This is a genomic window from Corallococcus llansteffanensis (assembly GCF_003612055.1).
In the GTDB taxonomy this organism is placed as follows: Bacteria; Myxococcota; Myxococcia; order Myxococcales; family Myxococcaceae; genus Corallococcus; species Corallococcus llansteffanensis.
In genome coordinates, this window is record NZ_RAWB01000210.1 from 1 (window position 1) to 15258 (window position 15258).

Genomic DNA, 15258 nt, shown 5'->3' on the forward strand with positions numbered 1-15258 from the left:
GGAGGCGGAGTGGGCGTCACGGTCGTCCGCCGAGCGGCGTAGCCCGGCGCATTGATGTAGACGTTCCCTTCCGCGTCGATGCGGACGGTGGCCTTCTCGAAGCGCGTGTTCTTCACGCCGTCGATGTTGACGCCGTTGAGGAAGACGGAACCGGCCACGGCCAGCATGGGGACAAGCGTGGCCGCGAGGGTGAGCGCGATGCGGGCGGACGGGCGAGACATGGGGGCATCCCTCCTGGGAATCCTCAACAGTCCCGAGGGCTTGCAACGACTTAGCGCACCCCGGGGAGCGGGACAAGGCGAGTGTGGCCCGGGTTGGAGCGCGCCACGGCCCCGAACATTCACCCGGAAGTCCCGCGGGCCCGCGTCAGGGGGCCGCGGTCGTCGTCGCGCCGGGCTCCTCGGGTGGAAGCTCCCGCTGCGCGAGCGCCCAGTCCCCACCCAAGCCGTGGCCCTCGCGGAAGCGGCGGAAGTCGCGCCGCACGGCCCGGGGGTAGCGGCGGAACTTCTCCAGCTCCCCGGCCTTCAGGGCATCGCGGATGCGCGTGGGGCCGGCGTTGTACGCCATCAGCGCCAGGTCCAGGTCGCCGCCAAACCGGCCCTGCAGCGAGCGCAGGTAGCGGATGCCCAACCGCACACAGACGGCGGGATCGGACACGACCTCCTCGCGCGACAGCCGCAGCCCTTCCTTCTCCGCCAGGAAGTGCAGCGTGCTGGGCTTGATCTGCATCAGCCCCCGGGCGCCCTTGTCGGAGATGGCCTCCTCCTCGAAGTCGGACTCCACGTCGATGAGGGCCAGCACCAGCAGCGGATCATACCCGGTGTGGCGGGCCTCTTCGTCGATGGCCTGCCCCAACCGCCGGCGCAGCGTGAGCCCCAGGTCCGGGGCGCGCTTGGCCAGCACCGCGTCGATGAGCACCGCCTCCGCGGAGGCGGACTCCATCGACACCACCTCGGGGACCACGGGCTGGGAAGGAGGCTCCTCCAGGAGGGGCACCACCCGCGCGGACACCACGAGCGCCACGCCCGCGAGCAACGGGAGCCGGGAGCACCCGCTGCTCAGGGCATGCAGCCCCGCGAAGAACCGCGTTCCCAACGACCTGCCGCCCGAGGCGGCGGGTCCACTCACTTGCGGTGCTCCAGGGCCTGGATGCGCTCGGAGAGGCGCTCCAGGCGGCTACCAAACGCCTGCAACTCCTCGCGGCGCGGCAGCTTCAGCAGCGTGAGCGCCGTGCGCACCCGCTCCTCCACGTTGTGCTCCAGGTCCTTGCGGTGCCCCGTCAGCCGCTCCGAGAACTCCCGGGCCTGACGCTTCACCTCGTCCTGGCTCCAGCCCGCGACGGTCGCCACGCGCTGCACGGCGCGGGAAGCCTCCTCCTCCGCCGTGTTCACCGCGAGGAGCGCCTGGCTCCAGATGCGCTCGAACGCCTCCGCCACGGAGGTCTTCTCTCGGGGGGCCTCGGTATTGTTGTCCATGAAGTCGCTCCGGGAGCGCCCCGGGCCCCCTTGAAGGGAAACCCGAGGCATTCAAACGAAAGGGGCTGCCACCTAAGCACACCCCTTGGGTGAAGAAAACGCTGCTCAGGCCCGCGGAGAAGACGCCGCGCTGCCCGAATTCTTGGTCGCGCCGTGGGCCCGACGGGTGGGCTTCAGCAGTACATCCAGCTTCTTCGACAGGCGGCCCAGCTCGTGGGTGATCTGCTGCACCTGGGACTGGCTGGCAACTCCCACCGCCTCCACGACCTTCGCCTGCAGCCCGTCCAGCCGCTTGCGCAGCTCGACGCTCGCGGCGTCCACCTTCTTGGTCAGCTCCTGCACCCGGGGGTCCGCGCGCAGCTCACCGGCCTGCACCTTCGTCCACAGGGCCTGGACCTCCTTCTTCGCCTCCTGGCCCCGCGTCTCCAGCACCTTGAAGGCCTTGTTGGCCTCCCCTTCCAGGCCCTCGAACCGCTTCTGGGCCTGGGAGAGCTGCCCCTTCAGGAAGCTCTCCACGTTCTGCGTGACACCTGACTTCTCCGCCGTCTTCGCACTCGTCGTAGCCATGTCGCTCTCCCCCACCCGGGATTTCCCGGGCCGACAACGTGATGCGTCAACATAACGCACCGCGACATGCTGTCAAGCCGAAGGCTGATGAAATGTGCAAAACGAGAAAGCCGCCGCCCCGGCATGAACCAGGACGGCGGCGGTCTCCCGGAGCGTCAGGGACGCTCCGTCAGGTCACTAGGCGACGTCGGTGGACCGGGTGTCCGGCCGCGACGGCGGAGGGGCCAGCGGGCCGGTGTCTCCGTGGGTGGCGGCCAGGGCGGCCTCCATCTCGTTGACCTCGTCCGTGGGGCTCTCCACCTCAATGTCGAGGTGCTTGTAGTTCGGCAGGCCCGTGCCGGCGGGGATGAGCCGGCCCATGATGACGTTCTCCTTGAGGCCGCGCAGGTAGTCCACCTTGCCGTTGATGGCGGCCTCGGTGAGGACCTTCGTGGTCTCCTGGAACGACGCCGAGGAGATGAACGACTCGGTGGAGAGCGAGGCCTTGGTGATGCCGAGCAGCAGCGGCTCACCCACGGCCGGGCGCTTGCCCTCGGCCATGACCTTCTCGTTCTCCTCCTCGAACACCCACTTCTCGACCTGCTCGTCGACCAGGAAGTTGGTGTCGCCCACGTCCGTGACGCGCACCCGGCGCAGCATCTGCCGGACGATCGTCTCGATGTGCTTGTCGTTGATCTTCACGCCCTGCAGTCGGTAGACCTCCTGCACTTCGTCCACCAGGTAGCGCGCGAGTTCCTTCTCGCCCAGCACCTTGAGGATGTCGTGCGGGTTGGCCGCGCCGTCCATCATCGCCTCGCCGGCCTTCACGCGGTCACCGGAGTGGACGTTGATGCTCTTGCCCTTGGAGATCAGGTACTCCTTGGCCAGATCCGCGCGCTGCTCGCCGCTCACCTCGGGGGTGATGATGAGCTTGCGCTTGCCCTTGGTGTCCTTGCCGAAGGACACCACGCCGTCGATCTCCGCGATCGCCGCCGCGTCCTTGGGCTTGCGCGCCTCGAAGAGCTCGGCCACGCGGGGCAGACCGCCCGTGATGTCCTTGGTCTTCGTGGTCTCGCGCGGCACCTTGGCGATGACCTCGCCCGCGGAGATCTCATCCGTGTCGTTCACGGTGATGATCGCGCCCTGGGGCAGGAAGTAGCTCGCCTGGTTCTTGGAGGACGGCAGGTCCTTCACGTTGCCCTGCGCGTCGCGGATGGTGACGCGCGGACGCGCCTCCGGGTCCTTGGACTCGATGACCGTCTTGCGCGACAGGCCCGTCACCTCATCGAGCGTCTCGGACATCGTCACGCCTTCGATGATGTCCTCGTAGCGCACGACACCGCCCACTTCCGTGAGCAGCGGGATGGCGAACGGGTCCCACTCGGCCAGGAGCACGCCCGGCTCCAGCTTCTGGTGTTCCTTCACCAGGATGCGGGCGCCGTAGATGATCTGGTAGCGCTCGCGCTCGCGGCCCGACTCGTCGACGACGACGAGCTCGCCGTTGCGGTTCATGGCCACCAGCGTGCCGTCCGCCTTCTGCACCGTGTTCAGGCCCGCGAACTTCACGGAGCCCGCGTAGCGGTTCTCGAGGCTGGACTGCTCCGCGCGCCGCGTCGCCGCACCACCGATGTGGAAGGTGCGCATCGTGAGCTGGGTACCCGGCTCGCCGATGGACTGCGCCGCGATGACGCCCACGGCCTCGCCGACGGACACCTTGCGGCCGCGCGCCAGGTCACGGCCGTAGCACTCCACGCAGATGCCGCGCTTGGCCTGGCAGGTGAGCACCGAGCGGATCTTCACCCGGTCCAGACCGCTGTTCTCGATGCGGCGGACGCGCTCCTCGTCGATCTCCTCGTTGGCGCGCACCAGCACCTCGCCCGTCACGGGGTCGAGGATGTCGTCCAGGGCCACGCGGCCCAGGATGCGCTCACCCAGCGGCTCGATGATCTCTCCGCCTTCGACCAGGGCGCCAATGAACAGACCGTCCATGGTGCCGCAGTCGTACTCGTTGATGATGGCGTCCTGCGCCACGTCCACGAGACGGCGGGTGAGGTAACCGGAGTTGGCCGTCTTGAGCGCCGTGTCCGCCAGGCCCTTGCGGGCGCCGTGCGTGGAGATGAAGTACTGGAGCACGGAGAGGCCTTCACGGAAGTTGGCCGTGATGGGCGTCTCGATGATTTCACCGGAGGGCTTGGCCATCAGGCCGCGCATACCGGCCAGCTGACGGATCTGCTGGGCGCTGCCGCGCGCGCCCGAGTCGGCCATGATGTAGATGGGGTTGAACGACGGCTGCTTGCGCGTCGTGCGCACGCCGTCGAGGTAGCCCGTGGCCTCGTCGGTGGAGATCTGCTGCATCATCTCCTGGGCGACCTTCTCGGTGATCTCCGCCCAGATATCGATGACCTTGTTGTAGCGCTCACCGTCGGTGATGAGGCCCTCGAGGTACTGGTTCTCGATCTCCGCCACTTCCTTGCGCGCGTAGTCCAGGAACTCCTGCTTCTTCGCAGGGATGATCATGTCCTTGAGCGCGATGGAGATACCGGCGCGGGTCGCGTGGAAGTAGCCCAGGCTGCGGATGCGGTCGGCCAGCAGCACCGTCTCCTTCTCGCCCGTGAGGCGGTAGCAGAGGTCAATGAGGTTACCGAGCGACTTCTTGTCGAGCACCTTGTTGATGGCGTCGAAGCCCACGCGGCGCGGCACGACTTCCCACAGCAGCACGCGGCCGACCGTGGTCTCCTTGCGCTTGGCGTCGATGCGGCACACCACCTTGGCCTGCAGGTGCACCTCGCCGTGGTCGTACGCGGCGCGCACTTCCTCCGGCGACGCGAACACGCGGCCTTCGCCGTTGGCGAACTCACGGGCGCGGGTCATGTAGTAGATGCCGAGCACCATGTCCTGCGTCGGGACGATGATGGGCTTGCCGTTCGCGGGGCTGAGGATGTTGTTCGTCGACATCATCAGCACGCGTGCTTCCATCTGGGCCTCGATGGAGAGGGGCACGTGCACGGCCATCTGGTCGCCGTCGAAGTCCGCGTTGAACGCGGCGCAGACCAGCGGGTGCAGCTGGATGGCCTTGCCTTCGATGAGCACGGGCTCGAAGGCCTGCATGCCCAGGCGGTGCAGCGTGGGCGCGCGGTTGAGGAGCACCGGGTGCTCACGGATCACGTCCTCGAGGATGTCCCAGACCTCAGGACGCTCCTTCTCCACCATCTTCTTCGCCGACTTGATGGTGGTGACGTAGCCCTTCTCTTCGAGCTTGTTGTAGATGAACGGCTTGAACAGCTCGAGCGCCATGATCTTCGGCAGGCCGCACTGGTGCAGGCGCAGCTCCGGACCGACGACGATGACCGAGCGGCCCGAGTAGTCCACGCGCTTGCCGAGCAGGTTTTGACGGAACCGGCCCTGCTTGCCCTTGAGCATGTCGGACAGCGACTTCAGCGGCCGCTTGTTCGGGCCGGTGATGGTCTTGCCGCGGCGACCGTTGTCGAACAGCGCGTCCACGGCCTCCTGCAGCATCCGCTTCTCGTTGCGGATGATGATGTCCGGAGCGTTGAGCTCCTGGAGCCGCTTGAGGCGGTTGTTGCGGTTGATGACGCGGCGGTACAGGTCGTTCAGGTCGGACGTCGCGAAGCGGCCACCGTCCAGGGGGACGAGCGGACGCAGATCGGGCGGGATGACGGGGATGACGTCCAGCATCATCCACTCCGGCTTGTTGCCGGAGACGCGGAACGCCTCGGCCACCTTCAGGCGCTTGGCGTACTTCTTCCGCTTCGCCTCGCTGGTGGTCTCGCGCATGTCCTTGCGCAGTTCCTCGGACAGCTTCTCCACGTCCAGGGACTTGAGCATCTCACGGACGGCCTCGCCGCCCATGCCCGCGGTGAACGAGTCCTCGCCGTGCTCCTGGAAGAGCCGGTGCATCTTCTCCTCGGAGACGAGCTCGCCACGCTGCAGCGGCGTCGCCTTCGGGTCGATGACCATGTAGCTCTCGCAGTACAGCACCTTCTCCATCTCCTTGAGGGTGATGTCGAGCAGGTTGCCGATGCGGCTGGGCAGCGACTTGAGGAACCAGATGTGGGCCACGGGCGTGGCCAGCGTGATGTGTCCCAGGCGCTCACGGCGCACCTTGGACTGGATGACCTCCACGCCGCACTTCTCGCACACGACGCCGCGGTGCTTCATGCGCTTGTACTTGCCGCAGTTGCACTCGTAGTCCTTCACGGGACCGAAGATGCGCGCGCAGAACAGGCCGTCGCGCTCCGGCTTGAACGTGCGGTAGTTGATGGTCTCCGGCTTCTTCACCTCGCCGTGCGACCACTGCCGAATCTTGTCGGGCGACGCCAGCGCGATGCGGATGGCGTTGAACGACAGCGGGTCCTTCGGCTTCTCGAAGAAGTTGAAAATGTCCTTCACGTTGCCTCCGAAAACTTATGAGCGCTCAAGGCGCCAAACGTTTCGGGCCCCCGCCCTGCACCCGGTCGGCCGCTCCCTCGACGAGGAAGCGGTTCCGACCGGTCAGGCGGGCGCGCCGGCTTCTTAGAAAAGGCCTTAGGCCTCGGTCCCCGACTTGCGATCCTCGCCGTCACCGCCGCCGAGGAAGTCGCCGCCGAAGCTGCGCTGCCGTTCGGGGGGCGCGCTCTCCAACAGCTCCACGTCCAGGGCCAGCGACTGGAGCTCCTTGAGGAGCACGTTGAACGACTCGGGCAGGCCGCTCTCGAGGACGTTGTCGCCCTTGACGATCGCCTCGTACATGCGCGTGCGGCCCACCACGTCGTCCGACTTGACGGTGAGGAACTCCTGCAGCGTGTACGCCGCGCCGTAGGCCTCCATCGCCCACACTTCCATCTCGCCCAGACGCTGGCCGCCGAACTGGGCCTTGCCGCCCAGGGGCTGCTGCGTGACGAGCGAGTAGGGCCCGATGGAACGGGCGTGGATCTTCTCGTCCACCAGGTGGTGCAGCTTGAGCATGTACATCACGCCCACGGTGACGTTCTGGTCGAACGGCTCACCCGTGCGGCCGTCGAAGAGCACCATCTGGCCCGAGCGCGGCAGCCGGCCCTCGTCGAAGAGGGCGTGCAGCTCCGTCTCGCGGGCGCCGTCGAACACCGGCGTCGCCACGTGGATGCCCTTCTTGAGCCGGCGGCAGAGGTCCTGGACCTCCTGGTCGGACAGGCCATCCACGAAGTCGCCGAAGGCCTTGTCGTCGTAGACGACCTTCAGCTGCTTCTTGAGCTGCTCGCCGCTGAAGTTCTCGTCGAGGTAGCGCTGCAGCTGCTCGCCGACGCCCTTCGCGGCCCAACCCAGGTGGACCTCGAGGATCTGCCCGATGTTCATGCGGCTGGGGACGCCGAGCGGGTTGAGGACGATGTCCACCGGACGCCCGTCCTCCAGGTACGGCATGTCCTCCTCGGGGAGGACGCGGGACACGACGCCCTTGTTGCCGTGGCGACCGGCCATCTTGTCGCCCACCGCCAGCTTGCGCTTGATGGCGACGTACACCTTCACCATCTTGATGACGCCCGGAGGAAGCTCGTCGCCCTTCTTGATGCGGGCGATCTTCTCGCCGAAGGCCAGCTTCACGGCCTCCTTCGTCTCTTCCAGGCTGCGCAGGATGTCGCGCAGGCGCGCGTCCAGCGGCTCGCCGACGGAGATCTCACCCCAGTACTTGTACGGCACCGTGGTCAGCAGCTCGTCGTTGAGGATGTCGCCCTTCTTCAGGAGGATCTTCCCCTTGTCGTCCACGAGCTTGCCCTGGACCTCCTTGCCGCGGACCAGGCCGCGGAGGCGGCTGTACGCGGAGTCCTGGAGGACCTTGATCTCGTCGTTCTGGTCCTTGAGGAGCTTCGCCTCCTCCATGGACTCGATCTGCTTGGCGCGCTCGTCCTTCTCCACGCCCTTGCGGCTGAACACCTTGGCGTTGATGACGGTGCCCACCACGCCCGGAGGCACGCGCAGGGAGCTGTCGCGCACGTCGCCGGCCTTCTCACCGAAGATGGCGCGAAGGAGCTTCTCTTCGGGGGAGAGCTGGGTCTCGCCCTTCGGAGTGATCTTGCCCACCAGCACGTCGCCGGGCTTCACCTCGGCGCCGATGCGGATGATGCCGCTCTCGTCCAGGTCCTTGAGGGCCTCTTCACCCACGTTCGGGATGTCGCGGGTGATCTCCTCCTTGCCCAGCTTGGTGTCGCGCGCGATGCACTCGAACTCCTCGATGTGGATGGACGTGAAGACGTCCTCCTTGAGGATGCGCTCGCTCAGCAGGATGGAGTCTTCGAAGTTGTAGCCCTGCCACGGCATGAACGCGACGACGATGTTCTGCCCCAGCGCCAGCTCACCCGTTTCGGTGGCCGGACCGTCCGCGATCACGTCGCCCTTCTTCACCCGGTCACCCTTGCGGATGATGGGCTTCTGGTTGAGGCACGTGTTCTGGTTGGAGCGCTGGTACTTGAGCAGGTTGTAGATGTCCACTTCGCTGGACACGTCGCTCAGGGCCGCGTTGGAGTCCGCCTTCACCACGATGCGGCCGGCGTCCACCGACTCCACGATGCCGTCGCGGCGCGCCACGCAGGTGACGCCCGAGTCGCGGGCCACGATGGCTTCGATGCCCGTGCCCACGAGCGGCGCGGCGGTGCGCAGCAGCGGCACGGCCTGGCGCTGCATGTTGGAGCCCATGAGCGCGCGATTCGCGTCGTCGTTCTCCAGGAACGGGATGAGGGAGGCGGCCACCGACACGAGCTGGTTCGGGGACACGTCCATCAGGTCCACGTCCTCGGCCTTGACCTGGACGAACTCGCCACTGCGGCGGCTCTGCACCAGCGCGTTGACGAACTTGCCCTTCTTGTCCGTCTCCGCGTTCGCCTGGGCGATGGTGTGCTTCTCCTCCTCGAGCGCCGAGTAGAAGGCCACGTCCGCGGTCACGCTGCCCGCGTCCACCTTGCGGTACGGCGTCTCCACGAAGCCGAACTCGTTGACGCGCGCATAGGTCGACAGCGACGCGATGAGGCCGATGTTCGGACCTTCCGGCGTCTCGATGGGGCAGATGCGGCCGTAGTGCGTCGGGTGCACGTCGCGCACCTCGAAGCCGGCGCGCTCACGGGTCAGACCGCCAGGCCCGAGCGCGGACAGACGGCGCTTGTGCGTAACTTCCGAGAGCGGGTTCGTCTGATCCATGAACTGCGACAGCTGGCTGGACCCGAAGAACTCCTTGATGACCGCCGTGACGGGCTTGGCGTTGATGAGGTCGTGCGGCATGAGCGTCTCGATCTCCTGGAGGCTCATGCGCTCCTTGATCGCCCGCTCCATGCGAACCAGACCGATGCGGTACTGGTTCTCCAGCAGCTCGCCCACCGCGCGCACGCGCCGGTTGCCCAGGTGGTCGATGTCGTCGATCGTCCCCTTGCCGTTCTTGAGGTCGATCAGGTAGCGGATGACCTCCAGGATGTCGCGCTTGGTGAGGATCTGCCCGTCCAGGGGCTCCTCGAGGCTGAACTTGAAGTTCAGCTTGAGGCGGCCGACCTTGGACAGGTCGTAGCGCTCCGGATTGAAGAACAGGTTGCTGAACAGGTTCGTCGCCGTCTCCGGCGTCGGGGGATCACCCGGGCGCAGGCGCCGGTAGATCTCCATGATGGCCTGCTCGGGCGACTCGATCTTGTCCAGCATCAACGTCTCACGCAGGTACGGACCCACGTTGAGGTTGTCGATGAAGAGGACCTTGAACTCCTTGATGTCGCGCTTGAGGAGCTCGTCCACCTTCTCCTGCGAGACCTCCTCGTTGCACTCAAGGATGACCTCACCGGTGTTCTCGTCCACGACGTCGTAGGCGGAGACCTTGGTGAACAGTTCGTCCGCGTCGATGGGCAGCTTGGTCATCTTCGCCGCTTCGAGCTTCTTGATGGCGGCGCGCGTGAACTTGCGGTTCTTCTTGACGATCAACTCACCGGACTTGGTCTTGATGTCGCGCGTGGCGCGCTGACCCGGCAGGAGCTCCAGCTCGACGCTCTTCTCGAAGTCGGCGGCGCTCTGCAGGTAGATGGTCTCGGTGGCGTAGTAGTAGTTGAGGATCTCCTCGGTGGAGCCCTTGAAGTCGAGCGGGTTCTTCTTCGCCGTGTCACCGACGGCGCCCAGGGCGCGGATGAGCACGGTGGCCGGCAGCTTGCGGCGCCGGTCGATGCGCACGTACAGCAGGTCCTTGTGGTCGAACTCGAAGTCGATCCACGAGCCGCGGTATGGGATGATGCGGGCGTTGTAGAGCAGCTTGCCCGACGAGTGGCTCTTGCCCTTGTCGTGGTCGAAGAACGCACCCGGGCTGCGGTGCAGCTGGCTCACCACGACTCGCTCGGTGCCGTTGATGATGAACGTACCGTTCTGGGTCATCAGCGGGATTTCGCCGAAGTAGACTTCTTGCTCCTTCACATCGCGGATCGACTGGGCGCCGGTCTCCTCGTCCTTGTCCCAGACGACCAGGCGCACGACGACCTTGATGGGCGCCGAGTAGGTCATTCCACGCTGGTGGCACTCATCGACGTCGTACTTCGGCTTCTCCAGGTGATAGCTGACAAACTCCAGCGAGGAGGTCTCGTTGAAGTCCCGGATCGGGAAGACGGACTTGAAGACACCCTGAAGGCCAAGGTCCTCGCGCTTCTCCGGGGCAATATCGGCCTGGAGGAACTTTTCGTAGGACTGCTTCTGGATGTTGATGAGATTGGGAATGTCGATGATCTTCGCGATTTTCGCGAAGGTCTTCCGCACGCGGAAATTGTTCTGGATCTGCGTCGGCATTCGGTCTCCGGGGACGGCTGCTCGGGCGGGGCAAACTTCAGTAACGCGCGGCGGCGCCGGGAAATTTGGCAAATGTCAAATGGGCAAAGCCGGCGCCCCAGCAAAGGGGACGCCGGCCTGCTCATCCGGTCAGGAGGCTGCCCGGGATTTCCCGGAAGAACAGGACAGCCCCTGTCAGAACTACTTCACTTCGACGGTTGCGCCAGCCGCGGTGAGCTGGTCCTTGATCTTCTTGGCGTCGTCCTTGTTGACGCCTTCCTTGACCGTCTTGGGCGCGCCCTCGACCAGGTCCTTGGCCTCCTTCAGGCCCAGGCCCGTGATGGCGCGGATCTCCTTGATGACGTTGATCTTGTTGGCGCCCGCGTTCGCGAGAACCACGTTGAACTCCGTCTTCTCCTCGACAGGAGCGGCGGCGGCGGCGGCAGGACCCGCGGCAACGGCAACGGCCGCGGCGGAAACGCCCCACTTGGACTCCAACTGCTTCACCAGCTCGGCCGCCTCCAGGATGGAGAGCGAGGAGAGCTGCTCGACGATCGAATTCAGGTCAGCCATTGACTTGTCCTTCTGATGTTGACTAACGGCCTGCGACCCGTTGGGTCAGCACGGCCGCAGAGGTTGCGGTAGGAAAACTTCTCGGAACGATTACTCGGGCTTCGACTTGTCCGCGTTGGCCTGGATGACCCGCGCGAGCTGCGACCCGGGGGCCGCAATGGTCCGAACCAGCTTGCCTGCCGGCTGGTTGAGCATGCCGAGCAGCTGCGCCCGGAGCTCGTTGAGGCCCGGCAACTTCGCCAGCGCCTTCACGCCGGTGGCGTCGACCTTGCGGCCATCCACCACGGCGCTGCGGACCTTGATGGTCTCCATGTCCTTGATGAACTCCATCAGGATCTTGGCAGGAGCCACCACGTCGTCGTAGCTGATGCACAGGGCCACGGGACCCGTGAAGTCATCCGAAATCACGGAGACGGACGTGCCCTCAGCGGCACGGCGCGCCAGCGTGTTCTTGATGACCTTGTACTCGACCTTGCCCTCGCGGAACTTCCGACGAAGCTTGGTCACCGTCTCCACGTCCACCTTGGAGAACTCAGCGACCACCGCGGACTTGGTCCGGGCGAACTTCTCGTGGAGTTCCTTGATCATCACTTCCTTCTCGCTCTTCAGCACCTTGACTCACCTCCTTTTAGGCCCGACCTGACGGTCGGGCGTGATGCCTGGGCCAAAGTGGCAGAGCGAGAGGGGGGCCTCCGAGAGGCACCACACCGCACCTCCAGTCTCGGCAGGGCTGACCTTGCGGCCGTTTGAACCTGGAGCGGATGGACGGCCCGACCGGTTTCCCGGTTCCCAACGGACGCGCCTTCTCCCCTTCCGGGTCCCTGCTGTCATGAACCAGGTCGGAACGCCGTGTCTCTCGACATGGCGCTCCAATTGCAAAAGCCGGGGGCCTATACCCCCGGCTTTCGCAAAGATCCAGCACTTTCTATGAGACCGACGTTGGGCAGGCGACAGGACTGACGCTCCCCGTCAGGGAGCGCACCCTTCCCGGCCCGCCCCGACACCCGGGACTAGCGGTGACGCGCCAGGATCTCGGTGGTGTCGAGCTTGATGCCCGGCCCCATCGTGGTCGAGATGGCGATGCCCTTCAGGTACACGCCCTTGGCGGTGGCCGGCTTGAGCTTCATCACCAGGTCCACCAGCGTGTTGAAGTTGGCCTCGAGCTTGGCCGTCTCGAAAGAGGCCTTGCCCATCTTCGCGTGGACGATGCCCGCCTTCTCCGCGCGGAAGTCGACCTTACCGCCCTTGGAGTCGCGGATGGCCTTGGCCACGTCCATCGTGACCGTACCCACCTTCGGGTTGGGCATGAGGCCGCGGGGGCCGAGCACCTTACCGAGGCGACCGACCACACCCATCATGTCCGGCGTCGCGATAACGGTGTCGAAGTCGAGGAAGCCCTCCTCGATGCGCTTCTGGAGGTCCTCCGCGCCCACGATGTCCGCGCCGGCGTTGGCGGCCTCGGTGGCGCGCTCACCCTTGGCGAACACGGCCACGCGCACGGTGGCGCCGGTGCCGTGCGGGAGCACCACGGCGCCACGGACCATCTGGTCCGCGTGCTTCGGGTCCACGCCCAGGTTGATGGCGACATCGACCGTCTGGTCGTACTTCGTCGCGCGCGACTCGACCGTCTTCTTCAGCAGCGCGAAGCCCTCGGCGACGGCGTAGCGCTTGTTGCGGTCCACCAGCTCGGAGGACGCGCGGAACTTCTTTCCATTGGTAGCCATGGCAGGAATCCTTGAAAGATGGGGGGCGGGCTAGCCGACGACTTCGATGCCCATGGAGCGCGCGGTGCCAGCAATGGTGTTCATGCAGGCTTCGAGGGACGCGGCGGTGGTGTCCTGGATCTTCTTGTTGGCGATCTCCTCGAGCTGCTTCCGGGTGATCTGCCCCACCTTCTCCTTGCCCGGCTTCTTCGCGCCCGAACCCTTCTTCTTCTCCGTGTGGAGACCCGCGGCCTTCTTGATGAGGATGGCGGCGGGAGGCGTCTTCATGATGAAGGTGAAGGAGCGGTCCGCATACACGGTGATGATCACCGGGATGATGAGACCTTCCTTCGCCTCTGCCTGCGTCTTCGCATTGAACTGCTTGCAGAACTCCATGATGTTCACGCCCTGCTGACCGAGGGCGGGACCAATCGGCGGGGCGGGGTTCGCCTTGCCGGCGGGAATCTGCAACTTGACCTGACCTGTGATCTTCTTCATCGGCGGACTGCTGCCTTTCGATGGGGTGGTTCCAGCGGGTCGCCAGACGGGACGACCCTCCCACCCGTTATCCGCGCCCGAGAGCCGGGCGCGGAAGACTGATTAGCCGGTGGTCTTCTCCACCTGCATGAAATCGAGCTCCACGGGGGTGGCGCGGCCGAAGATGCTGACGAGCACCCGGACCCGGCCCTTCTCCGCGTTCACTTCTTCCACCGTGCCATTGAAGTTGGCGAACGGGCCGTCGATGACGCGCACCGTGTCGCTCGCCTCGAACTGGACCTTGGGCTTGGGCTTGAGCGCTCCCTCGGCCACCTGGGTGGTGATGCGCGCCACCTCGGCGTCCGACATGGGCCGGGGCTGCTCGTTCTGGCCGACGCCCGGGAAGCCGGTCACCTTGGAGGTGTTCTTCACCAAATGCAGGGTGGTGTCGCTGAGCTCCATCTGGACGAAGATGTAGCCCGGGAAGAGCTTGCGGCGGGTGGTCTTCTTCTCGCCGTTCACCATCTCCACGACCTGCTCCATGGGGATGAGGATCTCACCGATGAGCTGCTGGTCCTGCAGCCCCTTGAGACGGACCTGCTCTTCCAGGTTCTTCTTCGCCTGGTTCTCGTAGTTCGAGTAGGTCTGGACCGTGAACCATTTCATCGCCATTACAGCTTCCCCCACAGGGCTGGCAGCCACTCCACCATCAAGTTGTAGGCGACGGTGTCGATGCAGAAGAGCAGCACCGCGGCGACGAGCGAAGCGACGACCACGGCCATGGTCGACGCGCGGGTCTCCGACCAGGTGGGCCAGGTGACCTTCATCAGCTCGGACGCCACGTCGATGGACAGGGCGTGCGTGCGGGGATGGAAGTAGGCCGCCAGCACCAACCCGAGGGCGACGACATAGCCCACCAGGGTCGATACGTGCCAGCCAAGGCCCTCGAAGAGCTCGACGTCACTCCAGCCGAACCGGCTCCAGAGCAACCCGAAGACATGCTCCAGGAAGAGGGCCAGGACGATGCCGGCGACGAGATAGAAGATGACCACGAGCCGCTTCGGGTCGATGCCCGAGCGGTTAGCCTGCTGGCTGGCCTCAGATGCCGTCGCCATGGTGCCTCACGAGGGACTGTGGAAGCTGGACTGCGAAAAGGCAGGGACCCCCGGCACCGCTCGGTACCGGGGGTCCCTGTACTGAAGCTGGCAGGCCAGGAGGGATTCGAACCCCCAACACGCGGATTTGGAGACCGCTGCTCTACCGTTGGAGCTACTGGCCTAAACCTTCATGGAACGCGCGACCTAGACCTTGCCTTCCTTGTGGTCCGTGTGCTTGCGGCACCGAGGGCAGAACTTGCTCAGCTCGAGCTTGTCCTGGCTCTTCCGCTTGTTCTTCGTGGTCGTGTAGTTCCGCTCTTTGCACGTGGTGCATTCGAGCGAGATGATGGAACGATTACCCTTCGGCATGGCTCATTTCACCAGATGCGAGAGGGGAAGGCTACAAAAGCAGCCCTCCCCTCGGCAACTCAGTGCCCGTGGAAGCTGGTCGGCGTGAAGCCGATCAGGCGATGATCTCCGCAACGACGCCCGCGCCCACCGTACGGCCACCCTCACGAACGGCGAACCGCAGCTCCTTCTCCATGGCCACCGGGGTGATGAGTTCCACCTCGATCGCGATGTTGTCGCCCGGCATCACCATCTCGACGTTGTCCGGCAGCTTCACCGTCCCCGTCA

The 15258-nt window shown here is 65.5% G+C and carries 13 protein-coding genes, 1 tRNA gene and 1 pseudogene; all 15 read right to left on the reverse strand.

The window, feature by feature from the left end:
* A pseudogene (locus D7V93_RS20235) lies at positions 1 to 221 on the reverse strand (hypothetical protein); the annotation flags it as partial.
* 145 nt (positions 222 to 366) lie between these two features.
* Positions 367 to 1128, reverse strand: a complete 762-nt coding sequence (locus D7V93_RS20240) for a lytic transglycosylase domain-containing protein (RefSeq protein ID WP_120644987.1) — start codon at positions 1126 to 1128, stop codon at positions 367 to 369.
* A complete protein-coding gene (locus tag D7V93_RS20245) occupies positions 1125 to 1475 on the reverse strand; it encodes a phasin family protein (protein ID WP_120612522.1) in 351 nt (116 codons plus the stop codon). Before D7V93_RS20245 ends, D7V93_RS20240 begins: the two co-directional genes overlap by 4 nt.
* A gap of 105 nt (positions 1476 to 1580) precedes the next feature.
* On the reverse strand, positions 1581 to 2042 hold the full coding sequence (locus tag D7V93_RS20250) for a hypothetical protein (RefSeq protein ID WP_120644994.1): 462 nt from the start codon (positions 2040 to 2042) through the stop codon (positions 1581 to 1583).
* A 177-nt stretch (positions 2043 to 2219) separates the two neighbouring features.
* Positions 2220 to 6431 carry a DNA-directed RNA polymerase subunit beta' gene (gene rpoC, locus D7V93_RS20255; RefSeq protein ID WP_120644988.1) on the reverse strand — a complete coding sequence of 1404 codons (4212 nt, stop codon included), beginning with the start codon at positions 6429 to 6431 and terminating at the stop codon, positions 2220 to 2222.
* Between the two features lie 135 nt (positions 6432 to 6566).
* Entirely contained in the window at positions 6567 to 10793 is a 4227-nt protein-coding gene (rpoB, locus tag D7V93_RS20260) for a DNA-directed RNA polymerase subunit beta (protein ID WP_120644989.1), read from the reverse strand.
* A 180-nt stretch (positions 10794 to 10973) separates the two neighbouring features.
* Positions 10974 to 11345 carry a 50S ribosomal protein L7/L12 gene (rplL, locus tag D7V93_RS20265; protein WP_120644990.1) on the reverse strand — a complete coding sequence of 124 codons (372 nt, stop codon included), beginning with the start codon at positions 11343 to 11345 and terminating at the stop codon, positions 10974 to 10976.
* Positions 11346 to 11435: 90 nt separating this feature from the next.
* A complete protein-coding gene (gene rplJ, locus D7V93_RS20270) occupies positions 11436 to 11957 on the reverse strand; it encodes a 50S ribosomal protein L10 (RefSeq protein WP_120644991.1) in 522 nt (173 codons plus the stop codon).
* A 398-nt stretch (positions 11958 to 12355) separates the two neighbouring features.
* Positions 12356 to 13069, reverse strand: a complete 714-nt coding sequence (rplA, locus tag D7V93_RS20275; RefSeq protein ID WP_120644992.1) for a 50S ribosomal protein L1 — start codon at positions 13067 to 13069, stop codon at positions 12356 to 12358.
* 30 nt (positions 13070 to 13099) lie between these two features.
* Positions 13100 to 13546: a 50S ribosomal protein L11 gene (gene rplK, locus D7V93_RS20280; protein ID WP_120533438.1), complete on the reverse strand. Its 447-nt coding sequence runs from the start codon at positions 13544 to 13546 to the stop codon at positions 13100 to 13102.
* A 102-nt stretch (positions 13547 to 13648) separates the two neighbouring features.
* Positions 13649 to 14197: a transcription termination/antitermination protein NusG gene (gene nusG, locus D7V93_RS20285; protein WP_120616107.1), complete on the reverse strand. Its 549-nt coding sequence runs from the start codon at positions 14195 to 14197 to the stop codon at positions 13649 to 13651.
* On the reverse strand, positions 14197 to 14640 hold the full coding sequence (secE, locus tag D7V93_RS20290; RefSeq protein WP_120644993.1) for a preprotein translocase subunit SecE: 444 nt from the start codon (positions 14638 to 14640) through the stop codon (positions 14197 to 14199). The genes nusG and secE overlap by 1 nt, the downstream gene beginning before the upstream one ends.
* A gap of 88 nt (positions 14641 to 14728) precedes the next feature.
* Positions 14729 to 14804: transfer RNA gene (locus tag D7V93_RS20295), tRNA-Trp, on the reverse strand.
* A gap of 22 nt (positions 14805 to 14826) precedes the next feature.
* The gene (gene rpmG / locus D7V93_RS20300; protein ID WP_002617522.1) at positions 14827 to 14991 is read right to left on the reverse strand and encodes a 50S ribosomal protein L33; all 165 of its coding nucleotides are present in this window, start codon (positions 14989 to 14991) and stop codon (positions 14827 to 14829) included.
* Between the two features lie 94 nt (positions 14992 to 15085).
* A partial coding sequence (locus D7V93_RS20305; RefSeq protein WP_504739570.1) for an EF-Tu C-terminal domain-related protein occupies positions 15086 to 15258 on the reverse strand: 173 nt, incomplete at its 5' end.